The 23,887-nt window shown below is 61.4% G+C and carries 22 protein-coding genes and 2 pseudogenes; 8 read left to right on the plus strand and 16 right to left on the minus strand.

Annotated elements, in window-relative coordinates; all coding sequences use genetic code 11:
* Positions 1 to 124: 124 nt before the first annotated feature.
* The 8 genes and pseudogenes from QXZ85_RS28425 to QXZ85_RS28465 all read right to left on the minus strand — a co-directional run.
* Positions 125 to 667, minus strand: a pseudogene (locus tag QXZ85_RS28425) (ABC transporter ATP-binding protein); the annotation flags it as partial.
* Positions 660 to 1,946 (minus strand): alkaline phosphatase family protein, encoded by a 1,287-nt coding sequence (locus QXZ85_RS28430; RefSeq protein WP_315768912.1) that lies wholly within the window; start codon positions 1,944 to 1,946, stop codon positions 660 to 662. The gene QXZ85_RS28430 and the pseudogene QXZ85_RS28425, both read right to left, overlap by 8 nt.
* Before the next feature lie 2 nt (positions 1,947 to 1,948).
* Positions 1,949 to 3,241, minus strand: a complete 1,293-nt coding sequence (gene phnA, locus QXZ85_RS28435) for a phosphonoacetate hydrolase (protein ID WP_316175394.1) — start codon at positions 3,239 to 3,241, stop codon at positions 1,949 to 1,951.
* Positions 3,228 to 4,517, minus strand: a complete 1,290-nt coding sequence (locus QXZ85_RS28440; RefSeq protein WP_316175392.1) for an amidase — start codon at positions 4,515 to 4,517, stop codon at positions 3,228 to 3,230. The genes phnA and QXZ85_RS28440 overlap by 14 nt, the downstream gene beginning before the upstream one ends.
* 59 nt (positions 4,518 to 4,576) lie before the next feature.
* The gene (locus QXZ85_RS33875) at positions 4,577 to 6,493 is read right to left on the minus strand and encodes an ABC transporter permease (RefSeq protein ID WP_409977503.1); all 1,917 of its coding nucleotides are present in this window, start codon (positions 6,491 to 6,493) and stop codon (positions 4,577 to 4,579) included.
* Between the two features lie 7 nt (positions 6,494 to 6,500).
* Entirely contained in the window at positions 6,501 to 7,148 is a 648-nt protein-coding gene (locus QXZ85_RS28455; RefSeq protein WP_315707214.1) for an ABC transporter ATP-binding protein, read from the minus strand.
* Positions 7,149 to 7,200: 52 nt separating this feature from the next.
* A complete protein-coding gene (locus tag QXZ85_RS28460) occupies positions 7,201 to 8,022 on the minus strand; it encodes an ABC transporter ATP-binding protein (RefSeq protein WP_315707213.1) in 822 nt (273 codons plus the stop codon).
* Complete coding sequence (locus QXZ85_RS28465) at positions 8,019 to 9,221, minus strand: ABC transporter substrate-binding protein (RefSeq protein ID WP_316175390.1); 1,203 nt, start codon at positions 9,219 to 9,221, stop codon at positions 8,019 to 8,021. The genes QXZ85_RS28460 and QXZ85_RS28465 overlap by 4 nt, the downstream gene beginning before the upstream one ends.
* A 178-nt stretch (positions 9,222 to 9,399) precedes the next feature.
* On the opposite strand from QXZ85_RS28465, the gene QXZ85_RS28470 reads away from it, so the two are divergent.
* A complete protein-coding gene (locus QXZ85_RS28470; protein WP_315743449.1) occupies positions 9,400 to 10,380 on the plus strand; it encodes a sugar-binding transcriptional regulator in 981 nt (326 codons plus the stop codon).
* Positions 10,381 to 10,388: 8 nt separating this feature from the next.
* Here the strand turns inward: QXZ85_RS28470 and phnY are convergent, their stop codons facing one another.
* The 5 genes from phnY to aepX all read right to left on the minus strand — a co-directional run bounded on the left by phnY (position 10,389) and on the right by aepX (position 16,058).
* Positions 10,389 to 11,825: a phosphonoacetaldehyde dehydrogenase gene (phnY, locus tag QXZ85_RS28475; RefSeq protein WP_316175388.1), complete on the minus strand. Its 1,437-nt coding sequence runs from the start codon at positions 11,823 to 11,825 to the stop codon at positions 10,389 to 10,391.
* 60 nt (positions 11,826 to 11,885) lie between these two features.
* A complete protein-coding gene (locus tag QXZ85_RS28480) occupies positions 11,886 to 12,794 on the minus strand; it encodes a DMT family transporter (RefSeq protein ID WP_316175386.1) in 909 nt (302 codons plus the stop codon).
* On the minus strand, positions 12,791 to 13,957 hold the full coding sequence (gene aepY, locus QXZ85_RS28485; RefSeq protein ID WP_316175384.1) for a phosphonopyruvate decarboxylase: 1,167 nt from the start codon (positions 13,955 to 13,957) through the stop codon (positions 12,791 to 12,793). Before aepY ends, QXZ85_RS28480 begins: the two co-directional genes overlap by 4 nt.
* A 135-nt stretch (positions 13,958 to 14,092) precedes the next feature.
* Positions 14,093 to 15,169 carry a methyltransferase gene (locus QXZ85_RS28490; RefSeq protein ID WP_315707208.1) on the minus strand — a complete coding sequence of 359 codons (1,077 nt, stop codon included), beginning with the start codon at positions 15,167 to 15,169 and terminating at the stop codon, positions 14,093 to 14,095.
* Positions 15,170 to 15,221: 52 nt separating this feature from the next.
* On the minus strand, positions 15,222 to 16,058 hold the full coding sequence (aepX, locus tag QXZ85_RS28495; RefSeq protein ID WP_315743462.1) for a phosphoenolpyruvate mutase: 837 nt from the start codon (positions 16,056 to 16,058) through the stop codon (positions 15,222 to 15,224).
* Here aepX and QXZ85_RS28500 point away from each other — a divergent pair.
* Positions 16,047 to 16,214 (plus strand): hypothetical protein, encoded by a 168-nt coding sequence (locus tag QXZ85_RS28500; RefSeq protein WP_315729505.1) that lies wholly within the window; start codon positions 16,047 to 16,049, stop codon positions 16,212 to 16,214. The genes aepX and QXZ85_RS28500 overlap by 12 nt on opposite strands.
* A 313-nt stretch (positions 16,215 to 16,527) precedes the next feature.
* A complete protein-coding gene (locus QXZ85_RS28505) occupies positions 16,528 to 17,409 on the plus strand; it encodes a hypothetical protein (protein WP_315707206.1) in 882 nt (293 codons plus the stop codon).
* On the opposite strand, the gene QXZ85_RS28510 is transcribed toward QXZ85_RS28505, so the two are convergent.
* Together QXZ85_RS28510 and QXZ85_RS28515 are read right to left on the minus strand one after the other, a co-directional pair.
* Positions 17,374 to 17,748 carry a nuclear transport factor 2 family protein gene (locus QXZ85_RS28510; RefSeq protein WP_315707205.1) on the minus strand — a complete coding sequence of 125 codons (375 nt, stop codon included), beginning with the start codon at positions 17,746 to 17,748 and terminating at the stop codon, positions 17,374 to 17,376. The two genes, QXZ85_RS28505 and QXZ85_RS28510, sit on opposite strands and share 36 nt — an antisense overlap.
* Positions 17,749 to 17,767: 19 nt before the next feature.
* Entirely contained in the window at positions 17,768 to 18,550 is a 783-nt protein-coding gene (locus QXZ85_RS28515) for a hypothetical protein (protein WP_315707204.1), read from the minus strand.
* Between the two features lie 161 nt (positions 18,551 to 18,711).
* Between QXZ85_RS28515 and QXZ85_RS28520 the strand changes: the two genes are divergently transcribed.
* Complete coding sequence (locus tag QXZ85_RS28520; RefSeq protein ID WP_315707203.1) at positions 18,712 to 19,188, plus strand: helix-turn-helix transcriptional regulator; 477 nt, start codon at positions 18,712 to 18,714, stop codon at positions 19,186 to 19,188.
* A 162-nt stretch (positions 19,189 to 19,350) separates the two neighbouring features.
* A complete protein-coding gene (locus QXZ85_RS28525) occupies positions 19,351 to 19,773 on the plus strand; it encodes a hypothetical protein (RefSeq protein WP_315768906.1) in 423 nt (140 codons plus the stop codon).
* Positions 19,774 to 20,215: 442 nt separating this feature from the next.
* Here QXZ85_RS28525 and QXZ85_RS28530 read toward each other — a convergent pair.
* A pseudogene (locus QXZ85_RS28530) lies at positions 20,216 to 20,363 on the minus strand (DUF932 domain-containing protein); the annotation flags it as partial.
* Between the two features lie 258 nt (positions 20,364 to 20,621).
* Here QXZ85_RS28530 and QXZ85_RS28535 point away from each other — a divergent pair.
* From QXZ85_RS28535 to QXZ85_RS28545, 3 genes are read left to right on the plus strand one after another with little or no spacing between them, the layout of a single operon-like run.
* The gene (locus tag QXZ85_RS28535) at positions 20,622 to 20,915 is read left to right on the plus strand and encodes a helix-turn-helix transcriptional regulator (protein ID WP_315707201.1); all 294 of its coding nucleotides are present in this window, start codon (positions 20,622 to 20,624) and stop codon (positions 20,913 to 20,915) included.
* 12 nt (positions 20,916 to 20,927) lie between these two features.
* Positions 20,928 to 22,943 carry a hydrogenase 4 subunit B gene (gene hyfB, locus QXZ85_RS28540; protein WP_315806549.1) on the plus strand — a complete coding sequence of 672 codons (2,016 nt, stop codon included), beginning with the start codon at positions 20,928 to 20,930 and terminating at the stop codon, positions 22,941 to 22,943.
* Complete coding sequence (locus QXZ85_RS28545; protein ID WP_315707199.1) at positions 22,934 to 23,887, plus strand: respiratory chain complex I subunit 1 family protein; 954 nt, start codon at positions 22,934 to 22,936, stop codon at positions 23,885 to 23,887. The genes hyfB and QXZ85_RS28545 overlap by 10 nt, the downstream gene beginning before the upstream one ends.

A 23,887-nucleotide genomic window follows, 5' to 3' on the forward strand; every position in this document is an offset into this window, starting at 1 on the left:
CGATCGCAACCATGCGCGTCCGGCTGATCCGAGCCCTGGTAAGAACATTGCCCCGATGTCCATGTTGCGGCCTTGTCTCGGCGCCAAAAACGCGGAGAAATTTGTGACGCAGTAGTATTAGTTAGTTAGACAGCGGCTCGTCCATCAGAAACACTGCGGGGTGCCGCACCATCGCGCGGCCGAGCGCAACACACTCGCATTGACCGCCCGAAAGTTGGCCCGGCTTGCTGCGTAGCAGATGGGCGATGTCGAGCATGGAAGCAGCCTGCTGGATCTCACTGCGGATCGCCTTTTCAATGCCGGCACGTCCCGGCCATGCACGGCCCACACGCGGCAGCCGCTGGGCAAAGGTCAGGCGGCGGGTCCGCAATGGCAGCGCGAGATTATCGAACACGCTAAGATGTGGATAGAGCGCGTAAGACTGAAACACCATGGCGACGTCGCGCTCCTTGGGGCGCTTGTCGTTCACGCAGCGGCCGCCCACCACGACCTCGCCGCGATCCTGCGCCTCCAGCCCAGCGATGATCCGCAGCAAAGTCGACTTTCCGCATCCCGAGGGCCCTACCAAGGTAAGGAACTCCCCATCGCGAATGCTCAGCGAAACTCCTTTCGCGACGGCGGTTTGGCCATAGCTCTTCTCGATGTGGCGTAGCTCGATCTCAGCCATCCTGGCCTCCCCGCGCGGCCTGAAGCGGACGCCCATCCATTCCAGAACCAGGAAGCCCAAGATGGGCAAGAATGGTTGGCGCGATGTCGACGACACAGGAAGGCTCTTGCCTCACCGCGCCACGGCTGAAGCCGGCGCCCTCGATCATGAGAAAGGGCGCCTGCTCGCCTGCGCCGAGGCCGCCGTGCTGGCCGCTGCCGAGAATATCTGCCTTGCCGCCGGCGCGCTCCGCAACGAGGCTGGTGCCAGCTACGCCATAGGCGTTGGCTTCCTGGCTCGCGCGCATTGAGACCGCAAAAGCAAGGCCATGATCCCGGGACTGCCCCACCGACCCCAGAGCGCTGCCATCGAGAACAGTGCCCGTCCATTCCTGATTGGCAAGGAAGTCGCCAAGCGAGGGCGTGCGTGCGACGAAATCGGGATGGACATAGAGCAGCGCGGAGGTGCCATTGGAGGCGACGACCACGTCGGATGAATCAGCGCTCTCCTTCAATCCGGCGGCGACCAGTTCTTCATCAATGTCGACGACGCCTGCGACCGTCTGATGACCGTGATCCGATCCTATCAGCAATAGAATATCGTCCCGGTCCGCGAGCCTAGCCACCGCGTCCATGACCCGCCCCGCATTGCGGTCGGCCTCTTCCAGCACCGCAAGATGACCGGGTGATCCCATCGGCAAGACATGCTGCGTGGCGTCCGGCTCGCCGAGCCATAGCACCGCAAGAGCAGGAGGATCGGACTGGGGCAACACCGCTTCGCGGATGAAGCGCTCGGTCATCGCCCGGTCACCCTCTACATCCAGCGTGACGCGGAGCTGTTCGTCTTGCGGCAGCGGGACCCGGCCGCGGCCGTACGATCCGGCCCGATGATAGACCCGTCCAAATCCATCCGGATCGTGCGCATAGGCCGCTCCTGGCGATACGTTGCTGAAGATGACAGCACCGCCGCTGTCCGTTACGTACTCCGCCAAGGTTGGCACCGCCAATGCGCGACCGGTGACGCGTCGCTTATGCTGGAGAAAGTCGGGCCGGCCCGCGTCGTGCCGAACGAGTCGCCCGTTCTCCATTAGCGCCATGGTGTTGCCCTGCAAGCCGTGGCGCGCCGGATGGCAACCGGTTGCCAGGCTCGCCGAAACCACCCGCGTGCAAGACGGAAACACCGTGCGATGGGCGGCGAACTGCTCGGAGCGCCCAGCGAAGGCCGCCAGACGAGGCGTGGTCTGGGCCGTCACGAGATCACGGCGTAGACCATCGAGGATGACGAGGACCGCGCGACGCATGGTCAGACTTCCACATCATTGAGCAGTGCAGAAAAAACGTCGTAGTTGCGGAGCCGTTGCCCTGCCCTGCCCTCCGCCAGCCCAGGCCGCAGCGGGTGAGAGAGGATGAACGGAACCGCCTGCTCAGCGAGGCCGCCATGAGAACGCAGCCGCTCGCCCGCGAGCTGCGAAACGTCGTGGTCGCGGGCACGAGCGCCGAGGGCGACGCCCGACCTGGCGACCACGGCGATGTCGCCTTCACGATCCTCCGGCAGATCGAAGCGCAGGCACGCTTCCTCACGCGACGCGGCCAAACAGACGCCAGGAATCTGGCGAATGAACTCCAGCACCGCGCCGCTCGAAATCCCGGTCCGTTGAAGATGGACACGGACGAAGCCGCCGAGAGCGCCATGGTGACGTACGAAGGGATCCGTGATCGGGCAGATAACGCGGGTTGAACCCGCCCCGAAGGCGGCATCCAGCAGGTCGCCAAGATAGATGACGTTGGGCTCACCGTTCGGGTGGGCCATGTCGTTCATGCCATGGTCGGCGACAATTCCGAGGCGGGCGCCGAGCGCGATCAATGTTGCGAACCGCTGGTCCACCTCGTGCATAAAGGCGATCGCTTCGGGAGCATCCGGCCCATGCTTGTGCTGCACGTAGTCGGATAGCGACAGGTAAATCAGGTCCGGCCGACGCGCCTCAAGCAGGCGAATTCCGGCATCGAGCACGAACAACGAAAGATCGGCGGAATACTGATCTGGCGCTCCACGCCCCACCAGCGCACTGATTGCGGAGATTCCATTCTCGGCTTCGGTTGCATGGTCGGCCTTCTCGGCGGAGAACGCGATGCCGTCGAGCCCATGGCCGAGCGCTCTGCGCAGCTTGTCCTTGGCGGTAACGGCAGCAACCCTGGCTCCTGCCTGCGAGAAGGCTGCCAGGATCGTCGGCGCGCGCACGGGAGTCGCATCCACCATCATAATTTCTGCGCCGGTATCACGGTCGAGATAGAAATTGCCGGAGACACCGTGAACGGCGGGTGGCACACCGCATACGATGGACACGTTGTTGGGGTTGGTGAATGTCGGCATTGCCGCAAGCGCCGAGGCGCTGAAGCCTTCGCGCCGCATCCGATCGATGGCGGGGATGGCTCCGGCGGAGCTGGCAGATTCGATATAGGCCGGATCGCAGCCGTCGAAGCAGATGACCACAGCCGGACGTTTCGGCCAGGCGTAGGCGCGCCCGTTCACTCGGAGTAGAGCTCTCTCCGCGCGATTTGGCGTGGCATCGGTCAATATCCAATCAGACTTGTTCATGAAAAGACTTACCGTTGAGGGTTACAGCATCCGTGAGCCATGCCGCCACACGCAGAAGATCGTGGTCGCCCCCTTGACAGCCAACGAGTTGGACACCGATCGGCATGTCATTTATTCCGCGCAGCAGCGGCAGGGACACGGTCGGTAGTCCGCACAGGCTCCAGGGCATGGACATGACGCCGGAGCCCGGCCCCTCCTCGAGGCGCGTCGCCTCACCCGGTGCGGAAAGTGTGAGCAAGGCGTCATGATCACACAACAATGCCGCGGCCAGAGCGCCGAGCCGGTCGGCCATGGCTTCGAGCTCGAGATAACGCGCAGCATTCAACGCGCGTCCGGCAACGATCCCCTCCTGCAGCGGAGGGCAGAAGCTGCGGAAGGTCTTCTCCGGCAGGACACCGAAACGATTTGCCAGATGAGCGTTCAGAAGGCCGAGCACAACCTCAAGCGCCATGTCGAATTCGCCAGGCAGATCGACTGCGGCTACGGCCACAGGCAGTCCGGCAACCAAACGATCAAGAGCTTGTCGCGCGTCGGGACTGACGCGGTCCCAGCCCGGTCCACGGACAAAGCCGAGCCTCGGCGGATGCCGCAGTGGTTCGACCTCCGTAAGTCTGCGATCGAATGCTCCGGCGAATAGCGTGAGATCGTCGACGGACCGGGCCAGCAGACCGATATGCGCCATGCGCGGGACCAGCACGTTCGATCCTCGCATGCTCGTGAACCCGAATGACGGCTTGAAGGCGAACGCACCGCAGAACGAAGCTGGCAGCGTCGTGGATGCCGTGTGCTGGGTACCGAGCGCCAGCGGAACCATATGATCGACCACGGCCGCCGCAGAGCCCGCCGACGACACGCCGGGGGACCGCGACAGATCCAGGGGATTGTGGGTCGGACTGGGATGATACATGCCGAATTCGGAGGTGCTGGTCTTACCGACGATGAGCGCCCCGGCCTGATGCAGCACGCTGACGGCATCAGCGTCTTCGGTCGGCCGGCGCCCACGCAAGCTTGCGCTGCCGTATTCGGATGGCATGTTGCTGGTGTCGAACACGTCCTTCACACCGACTGGCAGGCCGTGCAGTGGGCCGAGCGGCAATCCCGCGGCCTGACATTCATCTGCCAGCCGCGCCCGTTCCCGCGCCGCATCCGCATCCAAAAAGCTCCAGGCCTTCACCTGCGGTTCGCGAGTGGCGATCCGCTCGAGGCAGGCTTCCATCACGGATGCCGCTGTCAGCCGACGATCGCGGATCGCATTGACGATCGTACGAGCTGACAATTCATTCAATCGCCTGCAGTCCGAAACGAGCGCGAGCCTCTGGGGGCCTGATGCGTCATTCATTGACCGACGGCCTCCGCCACCCGCGGGACCGCGGCGTTGTCCGAGGTCGCATGTTGCCGACGAAGATTTGCGGTGAGTGCAAGGGCCTGGGGCAATAGCCCGTCGCGAAACAGCAGGACGCAAAGAATGAAGACGGCCCCCTGAACAGCCAGGATCCAGGAACCGAACGGCGACAGGAAATGCTGCATCGTTACCAAGACAGCGGCGCCGATGAGAGGGCCCCCAAATGTCCCGATACCGCCGATCAATGCCATCAGCACGGCTTCACCCGAGAGATGCCAATGCGCGTCGGACAAGGTCGCCAATTGGAAGACGATGGCACTGAGGGAGCCGGCCACACCAGCGCAGAAAGCCGCGATGCCGAATGCAGCGACTTTGTATGCGTCGACATGATGCCCCAGCGACAGAGCCCTGCGTTCATTGTCGCGAATGGCGATCAGCATCATCCCGAACGGGGAACTCATCAAACGACGTAGGCCGAACAGCACGCCGAGCATGGCAGCGGCGCTGAGCCAATAGACATTGGCGTCCTCGCGCAGATCGATCAGTCCCAGCAACATGCCGCGGGGGACTGACTGAATGCCGTCCTCGCCATGGGTGAAGCTGGCCTGCAGATAGACAAAATAGATCATCTGCGCGATCGCCAGCGTGATCATGGCCTGATAGATGCCACGGCGCCTGATCGCGAAGATGCCCATCACAAGTCCAAGACCGAGCGCGGCCGCGATCCCGATGCCGATTGCCGTTTCCGGTGGGAGGGCCCACTCCTTCGCCGCATGAGCAGTGAGATAGGCCGCCGTACCGAACAAGGCCGCCTGGCCGAAGGACATGATACCGGCGAACCCGAGCAGGAAGTTGAATGACGCGGCAAAGATTGTGAAACAGAAGACCTTCATCAGATAAACGGGATAGAGCAGCACCGGCAGCGCCACGAGAGCGGCCGCGGCAGCGAGCGCCGGCACCATGCCGTTCGTGCGTTTGGCGGCGGCATCCTTTCCGGCGGGCTCGATCCAGGAAAGCCGGGCCGCCATGAATTCATGGGACCGGACGACCGGAATGCCGAAGAGCCCCTGCGGGCGAAGCAGAAGCACGATGCACATGAAGGCGAACACGACGAAGCTCGCTGCCTGCGGGACCAGCGCCTGCGTCAGGCTCTCGATCAGCGCGAGCGCATAGCTCGAGACGATGGTTCCCGCGATCGAACCCATGCCGCCGATAACGATGATCGCAAACACGACAAGCAGGATGTCCGAACCCATCAACGGGCTGACCTGGTAGATCGGCGCGGCCAGCGCGCCTGCCAGTCCCGCCAGGCCCGAGCCCAAGGCAAAAGTAGCGGCGAAGACACGAGGCACGCCAACGCCGAGGGCTTCAGCAGCGGCTGCATTTTCAGACGAGGCGCGCAGTATCGAGCCCAGACGCGTGCGAGCAATGGCGATCCAGACGATCACACATGTGACGAGCGCCACAGCAACGACCCAAAGCCGGTATACGGGGAAATAGAGAAAGCCGAAATCAACCCCACCGGCTAACCAATCCGGCGCGACGTAGGGCAGTCCGGTTGAACCGAATTGGGCCTGGAAAGCGCCCTGAACGACCATCGCCGCGCCGAAGGTCAGCATGAAGCCGTAGAGCGGATCGAGGCCGTAGGTTCGACGCAGCAGCCAGCGTTCGAGCATCATGCCGAAAGCGGCTACGCACACCGGCGCGAAAGCCAGCCCCCCGAAATAGTCCAATCCGAGATATCGAGAACCGGCCCATGCAGCAAAAGCGCCCATCATATAGAGCACGCCATGCGTCATGTTGAGAACGTTGAGAAGGCCGAAGATGAGCGCCAGCCCGAGACTGAGCAGCGCGTAGAACGAACCATTGACGAGGCCGATCGTCAGATAGCCGAGGATGAGGTCCATCATGCAGGACTCACAGCGCAAGACGTTGGAGAAGCCGAGCCTTGACGTGCTCGCCACCTCGGGTTTCGAGATCGTCCGCAACCTCACCGTTTTCGATCGCCACCACGCGATCGGCGAGATGCAGGACGAAATCGAGGTTCTGTTCCACAAGCAGGATCGTGTAGCCGCGGCGCTTGAGCTCGATCAGCACCTGCTCGATCTGTCTCACGATGACCGGCGCCAGTCCTTCGGTGGGCTCGTCCAGTAGAAGCGTCTGCGCGCCCGTGCGCAAAATCCGGGCGATCGCGAGCATTTGCTGCTCACCGCCGCTGAGCTGATCGCCGTAGTGGCGTCCCCTGGTGCGAAGATTCGGAAACAGCGCGAAGATATCGGCTTTGACCATGCCTGTGGCGCAAACCGCTGGAGGAAGGGCGAGATTCTCCTCGACGGTCAGGCCGGAGAAGATCGCCCGCTCCTCGGGGCAATAACCGATGCCGAACCTTGTGCGCTCATATGGGCGCAGTCCGCTTGCGTCGCACCCGGACAGGACAATGCTGCCGGTTTGTCGCGGCAGCAACCCCATGATGGCGCGAAGGATGGTTGTCTTGCCTGCGCCGTTGCGACCGACCAGACAAGTGACCTCGCCGGGCCGAACCGTGAATCCGACGCCGAACAGCACCTGGGAATCGCCATACCAAGCTTCCACGTCCGAGAGGCGCAGCGAAACGGCGTCAGGCACAGCGGTCGGCTCCGATATAGGCGTTGATCACGCGAGGGTCCCGCGCGACGTCGTCGTAAGTCCCCTCGCAGAGGACCGCGCCTTCCGCGAGCACCGTGACCTTCGTCGCCAGACTCTTCACGACTTGCAGATTGTGCTCCACCAGAAGGACGCCGCAGGTGGCAGCGACCGTCTTGATCAGAGCTGCAACGGGCGCGATGTCCTCTCGGGCCAGGCCAGCGGTCGGCTCGTCGAGCAGCAGAAATTTCGGTCCAATCGCGATCGTCGTGACGATCTCAAGCAGTCGCCGGCGGCCATAGGGCAGATCCGCAGCCCGGCGTTTGCTTTCGTCCGCGAGCCCGGCCTGATCGAGAAGATGCCGGACCCTTGCTTCATTTTCGTCTCGTCTCGAGCGACCGCACAGGAGCTGCAGACCCCGCACGTTCAGCGCGAGTGCCGTACCGACATTGTCGGCGACGGAGAGATTGGGGAAGATCGAGCAAATCTGAAACGATCTGGCGAGCCCGAGCCGCGCAAGTCGGTTCGGCGAAACTGACGTCACATCCACACCGTTGAGACGAACTTGGCCAGCGCTCGGTTTCGTAAAGCCGCTGATCACGTTGAACAGCGTGGTCTTGCCTGCCCCGTTGGGCCCGATCACCGCATGAATTGCCCTTGCATCGAGATCGAGCGAGACCCCACGAAGCGCCTCGAAATCACCGAACCGAACAGCCAGGTTGCGAGCGGTCAGCATCGAAGCTGCAGCTCGCCCTGCGACGGCCGAGGCAATCGGTGCGGCTGCCAGCCGCGGACGATCAAGAAGGATGGTCGTCATCGAACGCTCGCAGCGGCGCAGCCCGCCGTCTCATTCGAGCGAAAGGCGGTATCGGCCGGGACCGTGGCAATCCGCTCATAATAGTCCCACGGGCCCTTGCTCTCGGCCAGGGTCTTCACGCGATAAATCCCAAGATCGTAGATGACCCGTCCGTTTTCCTGGATGCGGACCTGTTGACCGAATTTATCGACCGGCAGCTTTCGCATTTCCGCGTTCACGAGCGCGGCATCGTCGGTCTTCGCTTTGTCGGCGGCCTTGAGATAGTGCAGCACGCTCGTATAGACGCCAGCCTGCTCTCGGGTCGGCATGCGTCCATGAACCTTGAAAAAGCGCTCCGAAAAGGCGCGAGTGCCGTCCGTGTCATTCCAATAGAAGCCGGTCGTGATGATTAGGCCCTGGGCCGCTTCGAGCCCGACGCTGTTGATGTCGGTGACAAACGCGTGGAGAGCCGCGACATGCTGCCCCCCACGGATGATACCGAACTGACCGGCCTGTTTGATGGCATTGACGGTATCGGCACCAGCGCTCGCCAGCGCCACGACCTGGGCCTGCGAGGATTTCGCGCGCAGCAGAAGGGCAGAGAAGTCGGCCGTGCTCAGAGGGTGCCGCGCACTTCCGATCACCTTGCCCCCACGTTCCTCGACCAAGCGCGTGGCGTCCTTTTCGAGATCGTGGCCGAATGCATAGTCCGCAGTCAGAAAATACCAGGACTTCAGATCCTGCTGCACCAGAGCGGCGGCGGTCCCGCGCGCGAGCGAATAGGTGTCGTCAGTCCAGTGCGTGACAAACGGCGAGCAACGCGCTCCGGTGATCTCAACGCTTGCGGCACCAGATATCATCAAGGAACGTCTTTTTTCGGTGGCAATGGCCATCAACCCGAAGACCACGCCTGAATGCGGCAGGTCGACGATCACGTCGACACCGCGCCGGTCGAACCATTCGCGGGCAATCGCAGAGGCAACCTCGGGCTTATTCTGGTGGTCCGCAGCAATGATCTCGATGGGGACGCCGCCAGCGATTCCACCAGAATCCTCGACCGCCATACGGGCCGCCACGATCGATCCGGGTCCGCCGACGTCCGCAACGACTCCGCTTTGATCACCCATCACACCGATAATGATCTTGTTGTCGGAAAATTCCGCGACGGCGGACGTCGCCCCGCCGCACAACAGCAATGTTGCGATGATCAGCCGACGCATGGACCGTCTCCTGTTTCCAAGCTCGGCGGACAGATAGAGGCAACCCATAACACATTTGTGACGAACCAGGTACATTTGGGTCGCAGCATATGAGCTGTGGAAAAGCCTGATGGGTTGCCATTCCGCCCCCGGAACAGGCAAACAGCAGATTCCTGAAGCCGAATCGGAGGGCCCGGGCGTGTTGATTAGAGGCCCGCAAGCGGCACCAGGCGAAGGCGAAGCCGGCGATGGTCGGACCGAGGCCGCACTGGTAGCAAAGATCTGCTGGTACTACTTCAGAGAGGGGCAAACCCAGGACGCGATCGCGCAGCGGCTGAAGATGACCCGCAAGCGGGTCAACCGCATCCTTGGCGAGGCACGGGAAAGCGGCTTCGTGCAAATCACGATCGCCGACCCCGCGGGCCTGCGGACCGAGCTCGAAGAAGAACTCATCCGCAAATTCAATCTGCGTCACGCGATCGTGGTGCCGGTCCCTATGGGCGGCACCGATGTGCGCTCTTTCGTCGGAGCTGCCGCCGCGCGATACGTCGCCGAATGCCTCCCGCCGTCGGGTTCACTGGGAATCACCTGGGGAGGCACCATCAATGCCGCCGCTCAAAACCTGCCGCAGCGATCGGGAGACGGCACCCGCGTCGTCCTGATGTCCGGCGGGCTTGCCGAAAGCGCGCCGATCAATCCGTATGACAACGCAACCATGATCGCCCGAGCGCTTGGCGCGCGATGCTATTATCTGACCGCGCCGATGTTCGCCGAGACCGCGGAGCTGAGAGACATTCTGGTCGCGAGCGAACCTGTTCGTTCGGTGCTCGCGATGGTGCCCTCTCTCGACGTTGCGCTCTTGAGCGCGATCGACCTGTCTCCGAAATCGAAGGCGCTCGAATATGACGTCATTTCTCGCGAGACCTGGGCTTCGCTGCTTGACGCCGGCGCCGTCGGAGATATTTGCGGCCACTACCTCGATTCAGCCGGTAAGCCCCTTCGCCATCCCCTGGTACAGCGGACGATCAACCCACCGATCGAGCATGTGCTTCAGATCAGACATCGGATCCTCGCCGCCGGAGGTGAGCACAAGGTCGACATTATTCGCGCTGGCCTGCTGGCTGGCTTCTGCCAGGTCCTAGTCACCGATGAAGCGGCTGCGTCCAAACTCCTGGATTGAAGCTTATCTCACCACGGCAGTGAGTAGGTCTTGATGTTGGTAAAGCTCTTCATGGCCTCCAGCACGCCCTCTTTATGGCCGAGACCGGAATCCTTGATGCCGCCGAACGGCGTCAGCTCCGTCCGGTATCCAGGGACTTCCCACACGTTGACGCACCCCACGTCCAAGGCATCCACAAAGCGGGTGATGTGGTCGAGCCTGTTTGTGCACAGTCCCGCCGAAAGACCGAAGGCCGATGAGTTTGCGATGGCGATGATGTGATCGACATCCTCCGGGCAGCGAATGATCGGCAGAACAGGACCAAAGGTCTCTTCGTGCACCAACTCGCATTCAGGCGGGACATGGTCCAGCATCGTCGGCGGGTACAGCGCGCCCTGCGGAGTATTGCCGAGCAGCAGACGGGCGCCCTCGCGAATTGCCGCCTCGACGCGCCCGGCAATCGTTGACGCCGCTTTCGCGTTGATGACCGTCCCCACATCCGTGTTGGGATCCATGGGATCTCCTGCTGCGAGCCGCTTCATCAGAGGGAGGGTCGCTTCGACAAAGCGGTCCGCGATGCCCTCGACGACAAGTGCTCGCTTGACGGCAGTACAGCGTTGCCCGGAATTTCTCGTCGCGCCCTCCACCGCCAATCTGGCGGCGCGATCGGGGTCGGCGTCACTCATGACAATCAGAGGATCATTGCCGCCGAGCTCGAGCACCAGCCTTCTGTATCCCACCCGCTCGGCAATTCTCTTTCCGGTGCTCACCGATCCGGTAAACGTCACCAAGTCGATGTCCGGGTCATTAATCATCGCCTCTCCTATCGAACGCGGATCCCCGGTGATCACCGACAACATTTCCGGTGGCAGTCCCGCCTCATAAAGCAGCTCGGCAAGAGCGAGCGCGGTCAAAGGCGTCGTCTCCGCTGGCTTGAGGACGACCCTGTTGTTGGTCGCGATCGCCGGAGCGAGCTTGTGGCTCACGAGATTCAGGGGATGATTGAAGGGTGTGATCGCTGAGATCACCCCAAGAAGAGGCGTCCTGGTCGCAAATATGCGCCGGCTCTGCGCTGTCCCTCCGATATCGCCCGCGTAAATCGCCCCATCGTCCTGGATTACTGCGTGCGCCGCAAATGACCAGACATCTCTGGCTCGCACGGTTTCGCGCAGCGAATCCTTCAAGCACAGGCCGCTTTCTGATGTAATGAGCTGTGCAAGCCGGTCCTGGTTTGCCTCGATCGCCTCAGCCGTGGCGAGCAGGATCCGCGCCCGCTCACGCCTTGTGAGCCTGGGACGGAATGCCCGGGCGATCGCGAAGGCGCGCCGAACATGCTCGGGACTCGCCTGCGGCACCGCCGCTATCACCTGATCGGTAAACGGATTCCGAACGTCGATGGACAAATCCGTCAGGACATCCTCTCCCGCGACCTTCATTGGCTGAAGAAGACGTGTCGAGTTAAACATCGCCGGACTCCATATGGTGTTCGCTGCCGATCGTTGCCGTTCACGTGCGTGGCATCATGCTCAAGAGGGTTGGGTCCTTTGACCGCCAGCATGCCAGATCACGATCGTGACACCGACCACGATAAGGACACAGGCGACCACGACACGGGTCGTGGGGGTCTCCCGTTGCAAGACGGCGGCTGCAACCAAGGCAACGACCGGAATAAGCACGAGGCTCTGAGATGCGATCTGTGCGGAAATGAAGCTCAGCGCACGATACCAAGCGACGAATGCTAGCCCGGTCGCCACGATACAGTTGAACGCGATGGGCCAGACAAGGTCCGGCAATTGGTTCCAGTCCGGACGACGTTCCAATAGAACCGAGGCAACGATCACAACTGCGCCTGAGATCGCCAATTGAAAGATGGTACGGCTCCACACGTCGCCGCCGCTGGGCGCGCGTTTATGGATCCAGGTTCCCAGTGCCCAGCTGAAAGCCGCCGTCGAAAGCAGCGCAATGCCCAGGATACCATGAGGTGTCGCCGCTGGATTGGCGCCGGAGGCGAGCAGCCCGAGACCAAGCATGCCGCAGGTCAGCGCGATGACGTCGAGGAGCGATTGCCGCTGGCGATCGACAGCCCATTCGATCGCGACGAGCCACAAGGGCATCGTATAAAAGATCAGGGCACTGGTCCCGACATCGAGATACTGCAAGCCGGCCAGGCTCAGCCCGAGGCCTCCGGCCATTTGAAGGAGACCCACGGCGACTAGTCTGCCCTTTCCAACACCACCGAGCCGGAGTGGATATCCAAGACACAGTCGCGCCGCTCCGATGGCAATGGCCCCACCGAGCAAACGGATGCCGGTGAAAAGCAGCGGTGGCGAAGACTGCAGGGCCTCCTTGATCACAAGCCAATTCGTGCCCCAAATAATGACGACGAAGGAGAGGCAGAGAAAGCTGGTCAGCGTATTGACCGCCTGGTGCTTCACCGGGCCGCTCCCGCCGATGACGCCTGGACATGCAGGGCCCGCGGCTGACTCAGCGCAATCTGGAACGCCTGTTTATTCTCCTCCGGGCTGTGAAGCGATGTCACGCGCGGCAGCGAGCGCGAATGCGATCGATTGACCTTGCACAGCACGAAGTGCGGACCTTCCGTGGACAGGCTTCGAGCAACCGCCTCGCCCAATTCGGCGCCGGTCAGACAGCGGGTGGCCGCGCTGTACCCGCAGGCCAAAGCAACCGCTTCGAGCGAGGAAGTGACCGAGGTTGATTCCTGCCCTCCAGTCGAAACGTAACCTTCGTTGTCGAGCACGATATGAACGAAATTTCGAGGAGATGCGTATCCGATCGTCGACAACACCCCCATATGCATCAGCACGGCGCCATCGCCATCCAGCGCGACCACCCGACGCGATGGATGCGCGAGCGCGACCCCCGCGGCCACCGCGCTGCAATGGCCGAGCGACCCCTGCATGTAGAAATTCTCCCGGCGGTCGCTTAGACGAAATAGCTCGCGCGAAATGAAGCCGGTCGTTGAAACCACGAGATCCGTGGGTTGGAGGGCTTCGCCAACGATTTCCAGAGCGCACCCGACGCTGAGCGGATAATCGCTTACTGGTTGTTTGCCGTTGACGACGCCGCCTGGGCCCGCCGACAGCTGACCTTTCCGAACCAAAATCGCAAACGAGACCGACCGCTCAAATGCCTCTTCGGCCTTCAGGAGGACCGCCATGAACCCCTGTGGCGTCCCGTCGAACTCGCTCCATGGGATGGCCAATTGATCGAGCAATGCGTGGGTATTGGCCCCCATTATACGATGCTGCGGTTCGTCCTCGGGCTCGTCGGCGTGTCCCCGCACAGAGATCAGAAGTAGTGTCGGAATGCAATTGACCTGGACCAGCGATGTCAGCGGATTGATGATGTTTCCCAGACCCGAATTCTGGAGAGCAACGACGCTTCGTCGCCCCGCCAGGGTCGCGCCGACGGCAAGTGATAACGCGCTGCCTTCGCTCGCCGCCGGGACTGACACGATATCGTCGTCCACGGACACTTGCTGGAACAGATCAGCGAAATTCGAGCAGGGTACGCCGGAAAAGAACTCGTACTTCTGCTGCTTTAGAAGGCCCAAGAGTATCGTTGTCGACAAAGTCATTGAGACTTCCCTCCCGAGGGGCCGACTTTTCTCCGACGTCAGCCGGAGCGCAGCGCTTGGTGTCGTCGGCATCGACGACACCAAGATCGGACGAAACGCCTTCAGACAGCGATCTCGTCCAGACCGAGCTCTCGTTCAGCTGGAGCTGTTGGCGAGCTTTCGCGCCGTGATGAGACTTCGATTGCAGATCGACTTTCGATAGTCGACGGTATGAAAGCCGGCGTCTTCCATAAGGGAGCGCATATCCTCGAAACTGTAGCAGCAGCCCTCATAGCCGGTCGTCAGCAGAACCGAGTATTCCGCCTCCGCAATCGGCGCAGGGCGACCGCCTCGGTCGTCCGGGTGACAGCTGTAGACGGCCACCCGTCCGCCAGACGGCAGGCTTTGAAAGGATTTTTCCAGCAGCAGTCGGACCTTTTCCGGCCCCCAATTGTGCAGGACATGTGAATATAGATGGAGCGAAGCGGTCGTGGGAAACGGATCGACGAACATATCTCCGGCGACCACACGCGCTCTTGGCGCCGTCAGCTTGCGCTCGGCCAGACATTGCATGGCGAGCTGGTCGACGGGAGGACGCTCAAATATCGTCGTCGACAGGTTGGGATACCGGTTGAGCAGGTGCGCCGAATAGACACCCGATCCTCCTCCCACGTCCAGAAGTGCCGTGTCCTGTGAACAATCAAGCAGTCGCGCGAGATCAGGCGCAAAGATCCGGCCGCGCTCCTCCATTCCGCGCGTATTCAGGTCGGCAAAATCGTCGGTTTGCATCAGCGCGTCCCAATTGGTCGTGTCGCCACGATCAACATGCCAGGTGTCAGGCGCGCCCAGGCGCAGCACGTCGTAAATCTCCCGGACCGATGATTTGTACTTCATGGTCGCGATGTAGGAGGAAATATTCTCGCTTGAGTTTCGGCTCAAATACCGCCGCGCGGAAGACGTCGCGAACAGCTTGCCGTCGACATTGGTGAGCAGCCCCCAGGATTCAAAGAGCCTGATCATCGTTCGCGTCGGCCGCTCCTTGAGCTGGAAATGCCCGCGCAGCGCGGCTTCGTTCACAGGGTTTTCCTCGATATAGGTGAAGAGGTCGAGCCATGAGACAGCTGCAATATAGAGATCAGACGCGTAGGAACTATCGCGCCATCGGATCACCTCCGCGATATCCGGCTCTGGCAGCTGATTTGGTCTCGGGGCCTCTAGCGTTGAATGAAGCATGGCACGATCTCCGCGTTGGGAAGGTTTCTATGCTGGGGATGAAGCCCGGGAATCACGCTTTCGCGCGATCACTTCCGTTGCATGTCGGCAGATATCGCTCCTCGGCCGCAGCGAGCTCGCCGTAACGCATCAGACCAAAGACCTCGTCAAGCGAGGCGACTTCGCCTTCGATGCCGGCGATGCTCTCCTCGGCGACAATGCGGCCGCAGATGTCTCTCATCCCGGCGAACGCCGCTCGCATCGAGTGATTGGCCCAGATCACCGTCGAGATACCGGCTTCACGATAGGCCGCGACGGGCGTTCGGTAGTATTTGGTGGGGACGATCACGACGGGAAGCCTGTTTTGCCAGGCGCCGGCGAAGGAGAGGATCTCATCCGCAACGTTCTTGCGTGAATGAATGAGAATGGCATCAGCTCCGGCCTCGGCATAGGCATGGGCACGGGTGAGCGCCTCGTCCATTCCGTGGCCAGCAATCAGCGCCTCGATACGCGCGACGAGGACCAAGTCGTCGCCTACCGTATCTCTTACAGCACGCAGTCTGCCCGAAAACTCGCCGGTATCGGCAAGCGGATGCCTATCACCGACGAACGAATTCATCTTGGGAAAGCCCTTATCCTCCAGCGCAAGGCCGGCAGCGCCGCGTTGCTGAAGCTTGCGCGCCAGAAGGCGTGCATTGTTGAAATTGCCGAAGCCGCTGTCGCCATCGACAAGCACTGGAAGGTCCGTCGAGTCCACCATGCGCTCGACGACGTCAACGAGCTGGGTCCAGGATGCTTCGTTGGCGTCGCGGTAGCCGAGCGCGCATGAAATCGACAGGCCGGATGCCCAGAGTCCCTTGAAACCTGCACGCTCGGCTATCGCGCCCGATAGACCGTCATGAGCTTCCATCAGGAAGGTCAGGTCACGATTGGAGCAAATCTGATCGCGAAGCTTGTCCGCCACTCGCGTTGCAGCGTGGTGATCATGGCCGTTGGCGACGACGGACTGTTTTTGCGGTTGCATGCCGAACTCCTTAACGCCCCATCTGCATCGTCATCTTTATGACTATCTATAGTTGTCATAATTCCGCGCTTGGCGTCAATATCTAATTCTAGTTGATATGGAAAAAATCTAATTCTAGTTGCCAACAAGGAACTCATGCTGGAGAGGAGCAGTTCGTCCTCCCGCGCCGGGCCCTGGACGGCAACGACAGACGAAGTGCGAAAATCGCAGGAAAAGACGCCGTCGCCAAAGCGCGTAGCCGATCACCCTTCGGATTTTTGTATCCAGCAAAACGAGTGAAAACGAGTTGACACAACTTCGCCAAAAAATGCTCGCCAGATGGACGACTTTGCTTCGGGGTGACGATGAGGGTCACATGCAAACGATCGTACTGGATGACCAGGGTCGCGCATGGGACGCGCGGTCACCGACCTTGAAAAGCTTCCTGCATTGCTCGCTTCCCGACTTCGATTTTCTGGCCTACTTGATCGAAAATCTGGGATTTGTGGCGATCACGAAAATCGCTCCCGATGCTGCGCGCATCCGATTTCGGCCCGAAACGGTGTCGCAGACGAGCATCGCCGCGGCGCTATATTGCCTTGCCGATATGGGAATCGAGCGCACAATCATTTCCCACCCGGACCAGTTCGCCGAAAAGCTGGCCCCTAGCCTGGCGCAGACGATCGCCTACATCGCCGAGCGGGTCGCTGCCAGCCATCAGCCGCCCCCTACCGCATTCACGAGCAGAGAGCAGCCGCTCGACATCCTCGCGAACAGGGACGAAGCACTTTCATCCCTTTTTGCGCAATGGATTGATTCGAAACAGGTCTACGATTCAGCGGCGCTGGCCGACCGGTTACCTGAAACGCTGCGTGCGCGCTTCATGCTCGTCGAGCCGGTCGAGGGGCGGCTGACGATTACCGAGGTCGGATCTGGCTTTGAAATATACGGCGAGACCTGGCGAAGGAATGCGAGGGGCCTGCCCATGGAAGAACAACCGGATTACGATTACGGCCGATGGGTGCAGGGCATCTACCGCCGCGTCCTGGAGACGCGACTGCCGCGCCTCGACGAGGTCGACGCCGTGATCAGACGGCCGGACAGGAACGATCGCATTCACTGCCATTATCGGCGTCTGATCTTGCCGTTCACCTACAAGGTAAACGGAGAAACATGCCTTCTGGGGGCGTCGGTCTTTGACGTCAGGGAGCAACGATCCGCCCTAGATCGCCGGGCTGTCGAAGAATGTCCGGCGTAGATCAATCCGCCCTTCCCTGATGCGGTAGACATCTGCAAAACGAATGCTGAGATTGCGCCCATTCTTGGCAACACCGGAAAAGTTGCCCCAGCACGCAATGTTGGCACCGTCGCTCAGCACTCGCTCGACGCGGTGCTCGCCGAGCGAAATAATCCGTTTCGTCAGGTAGAAGTCCAGGATAGCCATCCTTCCGACGAATGGCTCGTAACCCGGTCGCTCATAGATCGCCTCGTCGTGGAGAAATTCGCAAAGCCCAGCCCAGTCCCGGCCGTCGATGCAATCGAACAATTCCTTGACAAGCCGTTCTGAATCCTCAGGACGAAAGGTCTGGATATTCATACCGCCTCGCCTTACGATATCAGTGGTTTGCTTCCTCGGTAGTGCTGGGTCCAGTGACCGGGACGCTCGCCCAAGCCATGACCGCTGAAAGATCGGCGAGCAGTTCGTCAGACTGCATCCAAGCCAACCCGCAGCGCATTTCGCCGAGCGGCGCCGCCACCAGTCTGATACAGCTGCGCTCAACTTTCGTGTATCCGGCGCGCTCTGCGAGGCCGCCGGCGATGACGGCATCGCCCAACATGCCAATCGTGAAATCACTCTGCCAGCGTGTGAAGGCGTATGCCCGTGAAATGCGCGGCAGGATGGTTCCAAGGTCCTTGCCTCTGAAATCGCGCCGATACCAGATGGCACCGGAAAAGACGACGCGCCCGGTGATTGTCTCGGCAATTGGCGCGGTGATCTCGCAGCGATCGTTGCGCGCGAAAGCGGCGCCAGGATCGGCATAGAACATTCGCAGCGAAGTGGCCTCCTCCTTCAGAGAAGTTTCCGGCCACTCATAGAGGCGCGCCGCTTGCGTTGCGACGACCTCTCCATCCTTGCACCGCCCGATCAGCACAAAGGCTGTCTCGGGCGTGACGCCGCCCAGGGCCTGGTCAAAAACCGGTACAAGCGGACGCCAACTGTCGGAATTGGCCCTGTTGACGTCGATGAGATCCTGCAGGCTGCCAAATGACAGCGTTACTCCGCGATCCTTTGCAGCGCTATCGGCCCAAAGGAAGAACCGTCCGAGCAGACCTACCGGCCCATGCTTGATCTTGAGACGAGCAGGTAGGCGCCCCGATGTCGGAAGAGGCTCTTGCATGGATTGGACGTCCCGCAATTCTCGTGTCCCTACCGCCAATAATCCGTGCGTTTGTAACCTGCATGACATAATTCTAGTTGATAGTGCCACCTAGAAGTTGATATGCCCTATTAACTACCCCTCGTTGAGTGTGCGGAACAAGAATTCAACCGCGGTGCTTGATGCCTTCGGAACCTTCCCAGAAAAAATCGAAATCCCGCACGCCGAACCGGCGCGGCAGCAAGATCAGGGTTTCGTCGAAAAAGCCGACCCAGGTCGATCAGCACGTGGGCAAGCGACTGCGTCTCAGGCGCAACCTCCTCGGCTTGAGTCAAGACGAATTGGCAAGGCGCCTTGGCCTGACGTCTCAGCTCATTCAGAAATATGAGGCGGGGGAAACCCGGATCAGCGCATCGAGACTCTACGGCATTGCCACGCAGCTCGCCGTCCCAATCACTTGGTTCTTCGATGAGTTAGAGGACAAGAAGCGGACGTCCGCCGAGTCGAAGCAAGCCTCCGAAGCGCAGGACTGGAGTGAACTCGTTACAAAGCGGGAGTCGCGTCAGCTGCTCGAGCTCTACTTCGGCATTACTGATGAACGTCTTCGCCGAAAGGTCATGGAGGTCGCACAGCTTTTGAAGAGTAGCGGCACGGAATAGCGACGGCCAACGATGAGTACTTGACGCCAACTTCTGATTAGAAATCGACTCGTTCGCCTGTGATCCGAAACATCTAGTACCTCGACACAGAGGTCTTGACCGGTTGATCCGGGTCCAGCAAGATCGGTCGGTCTTCGGGCGCGACGAGGACTTCGATGCTACGTGGACCGCGCGCTCCTTGAGGTCCCGAGCAACAAACTCCGTGAGCGCTTGCGTCTTGAAGACAAGCGGACAGAAGTCTGGTGTGCCTGGCAGGTTGTTGCGGACGCGGTTCCGCGCCGAATTCTGCCCGGAGCTTCCGTATTGGAGTTCGGTATCCACAGCATCGACATAGGAGACCTTGTCCGCCGTAGGCAGATTGAGCTGGCACTGCAACAGCCATTCATAGAGAAACCAGTTGCGACGGGTGTAGAGCCCGGTTGGCTTCTGCTTCACAAGCTCCGCGATCTCGTCGTCCTTCGCAGCAAGGAAGAGCCGCTTCAGGATGGCGAGGTCGAGGCCTTCGTTCTTGAGTGCGAAGGTGAGATGTCCCTCAAGCGTCGCCACCGGCGCATGACGTGGCGTGTAGATGCGCCATCCCCTTGATCGATGATGCGGTGCTTTGTTCCGATGGCGGAGAGGACGCGTGGGACCGGGACGGACAAGTGGTAGGCGTCAATCAGCGCCGCATAGCCGGCCGGGATCGCTGCCTCTGGCAGCCTTCGATCGTGAAAAACGCTCACTTGGCCTGAAAACTTCATCTACATTGGCCAAATTTATGAAGAATGTTCTCGGCCGTGAATTTCCCCCGCGATCTCTCCTCCATGCCGAAATTACATCTTATGCCACGAAAAACCTTCCCAGATGATTCAGACACGTCAAAACTCTTCACGAACTCGCGTAAGGCGCCCCCAACGGCGGTAAGTCGAAGCGCAGCCCTCGTTCAACCGGCCAACACGCGAGGCCGAGCCCACAATTCCAAGAGGAAACCCAACAAAATACCAAGTTCTTAACGGGATGCGGCCCAGCTGGAGCCAAAAGCCAAGCGAACCGCGCCCGGCACTTTCCACCGAGTATATCCCCCTGCCGTTGCCTGTGATCTGCATGACGGCCGCAACAAGTTCGTGATCCCAGATGCGGCCGTAGTCCGGCCCGGTGACGGCCCAAAGCTCGACTTGGCCGCTGTCGACAGTCAACCTGTCTCAGAGGTTGTGCGCAGCAAGAAATCCCTCCCTGCAGCAGCTTTCTTGGATGATGGTCAACGTGAGACAGTTACGATTGTGACCTGCCACCGAAGGTCGGGCCGACTGTGCCTGGGACAAAGCCCCTTACCGAATGATGCCTTAGACATCAATATAGCTATACAGAACGCCTTCATTGGTATAATTAATCGGGCTACTAGCATTTGAGTACGCAGCATTGATGCGCCAAATGTCAGAACTGACATCTCGACGATGATTACCGCTGCGCAGCTCCGCGCGGCCAGGGCGCTTCTTGGCATCGACCAGCGCCAGCTTGCAGAACTGTCCGGTCTTTCGGTCCCCACGATTCAGCGCATGGAAGCGAGCGAAGGGGTCGTGCGCGGCAACGTCGATTCCTTGATGAAATTGATCGAGGCACTGAACCAGAGTGGCATCGAACTGATCGGCGACGGAGCAACCAGTCAGACCGGAGGCCGCGGAGTCCGGCTCAAGCAGCCCGCACTCTCCGACGCGCGCCACGTGAAGGACATGGCGAAAAGGGCATAGGATGCATTTCCGATGAGTATCATTGCATTCCTCATGCTCTGCGCGGCAGCGATGTTGGGGGTTGCGCTGTTGGCGGTAGCCATCGCGCGCGGGCATGCGGCGACCCGCATCATCTACGGCGCCATGCTGGCGCTGTGCAGCGCGGCGACGGTTTCTTCGCTCACCGCGCTTGCCGACCAGGCCGGCGGTCCGACCGACCTGATTCTGCCGCTCGGCCTGCCCTGGATCGGCGCGCACTTCGCGATCGATGCGCTCGCGGCCTTTTTTCTCGTGGTCGTGAATATCGGCGGCACCGCGGCGAGCCTCTACGCACTCGGCTACGGCGTGCACGAGGAAGAGCCGCATCGCGTGCTGCCGTTCTTTCCGGCCTTCCTCGCCGGAATGAATCTGGTCGTGCTGGCGGCTGATGCTTTCAGCTATCTGTTGTCCTGGGAGTTCATGTCGCTGGCCTCCTGGGCGCTCGTGATCGCGCATCATCGCGATCCCGAGAACAGGCGCGCCGGCTACGTGTATCTGATCATGGCGAGCCTCGGCACGCTCGCGCTCCTGCTCGCTCTCGGCCTGCTCGCCGGACCGGACGGCAATTACAGCTTCGAGGCGATCAGGCATGGCGCGCGAACGCCGCTGACGTCGGCGATGGTGCTCGTGCTGGTCCTGATCGGTGCAGGATCCAAGGCTGGGCTGGTGCCGCTACATGCCTGGCTGCCGCTGGCGCATCCAGCGGCGCCAAGTCACGTTTCGGCGCTGATGAGCGGCGTGATGACCAAGGTCGCGATCTACGCCTTCATCCGCATCGTGTTCGACCTTGCCGGCGGCCTGCCCTGGTGGTCGGGCGCGCTGCTGCTCGCGATCGGCAGCCTGAGCGCAGTGCTGGGCGTGTTGCAGGCCCTGATGCAGGACGACGCCAAGCGGCTGCTCGCCTATTCGACCATTGAAAATATCGGCATCGTCTTCATCGGGCTCGGCCTTGCGCTGGCGTTCCGCGCCGACGCCATGAATGCGGCGGCTGCGCTGGCGATGACGGCGGCCCTGTTGCACGTACTCAACCATTCCTTCTTCAAGAGCCTGCTCTTCTTCGGCGCCGGCGCAGTGCTGACCGCGACCGGCGAGCGCGACATGGATCGCCTCGGCGGATTGATCCACCGCATGCCGACGACGAGCTTCCTGTTCCTGGTCGGTTGCATGGCGATCTCGGCGCTGCCGCCGCTGAACGGCTTCGTGTCGGAATGGCTCACCTTTCAGGCCGTGCTTCAAAGCCCCGATCTGCCGCAATGGGTGCTGAAGGTCATGGTCCCGGCGGCCGGCGGCCTGCTTGCGCTCGCAGCAGCGCTCGCGGGTGCGACGTTCGTCAAGGCCTTCGGCATCACCTTCCTCGGCCGCCCGCGCAGCACGGAAGCGGCGAACGCAACGGAAGTGGACCGCTTTTCGCTCTGGGCCATGGCGATACTCGCCCTGCTCTGCCTGATCGCGGGCATCGTTCCGGGCTCCATTATGGATGCCATAGCCCCGATCACGCGCCAGCTTGCCGGCGCGGCGCTGACGCCCCAGGCAAGCCGGCCCTGGCTCACGATCGTGCCGGAGGCCGAAACCGGCAGTTCGTATAACGGCCTGCTCGTCTTTCTCTTCATCGCCACGTCCGCGCTCCTCGCAGTGTGGGCGATCCACCGCTTCGCCTCGCACGCGATCCGCCGCGGCCCGGCCTGGGATTGCGGCTTTCCCGATACCAGTCCGCTCACGCAATATTCCGGCTCGAGTTTTGCCCAGCCTATCCGCCGCGTGTTCCTGGCGCGGACGCCCGTCACGAGCGAAAAGGTCAGCATGCCCGCTCCCGGTGATACACGTGCCGCCCGCTTCACGCTGACGATCACCGATCCGGTGTGGGAATGGCTGTACAAGCCCGTCGCCCGCGCCGTGGAGGGCGCCGCCCTCCAACTCAACAAGCTGCAATTCCTCACCATCCGCCGCTACCTCAGCCTCGTCTTCCTCTCCCTCGTGCTGCTTTTGCTGGTGCTCGCCATATGGAGCTGATGTCTGCCCTTCTCGTTCAGGTCTCCCAGATGATGCTGGTGCTGCTGGCAGCACCGCTCCTGACCGGCTTCGTACGCAAGGTGAAGGCGCGCATCCAGCGCCGCCGCGGCCCGCCGATCGTGCAGCCCTATCGCGACATTCTCCGACTCCTGAAGAAGGAAGTCGTGGTTGCCGAAAATGCTTCGTGGATATTCCGCGTCGCGCCCTATCTGATCTTCGCAGCGACTTGGGTCGCCGCCGCGCTGGTGCCGACCTTCGCGACGGGACTGCTGTTCAGCTGGTCCGCCGACCTCATCGCCATCATTGCGCTGCTCGCCAGCGCACGGTTCTTCCTGGCGCTGGCCGGCATGGATATCGGCACTGCCTTCGGCGGCATCGGGGCGAGCCGGGAAATGATGATCGCCTCGCTCGCCGAGCCGGCCATGCTCCTGATCATCTTCACCATGGCACTGGTCGCGCGCTCGACGCAGCTATCGGCCGTGGCCGATCTGATGGCCTCGGGCGTCGGCCTGCGCGTCTCGCTCGGCCTGGCGCTGATAGGACTGATCATCATCGCCATCGCGGAAAACGGGCGCATTCCGGTCGACAACCCGGCCACGCATCTCGAGCTCACCATGGTGCATGAAGCCATGGTGCTGGAATATTCCGGTCGCCATCTCGCGATGATCGAACTCGCCGCCGCGGTCAAGCTGCTTCTCTACATCTCGCTGATCGGCTGCATCTTCATACCGTGGACGCTCACCGAGCCCGGCGCCTCCCCTGTGAGCTATCTGGCCGGATCCGCAGGCTTTCTCGCCAAGCTGGCCATCTTCGGCTTCCTGCTCGGCGTGTTCGAGACGGCCATCGCCAAGATGCGCGTCTTCCGGTTGCCGGACTTCATCGGCGGAGCCCTGATGCTCGGCCTGCTCGGCACGCTGCTGTTGTTCGTATCGAGGAGCCTCTAG

Origin of the sequence: Bradyrhizobium sp. SZCCHNGR1005 (genome assembly GCF_032489995.1) — a bacterium.
Taxonomy (GTDB): domain Bacteria; phylum Pseudomonadota; class Alphaproteobacteria; order Rhizobiales; family Xanthobacteraceae; genus Bradyrhizobium.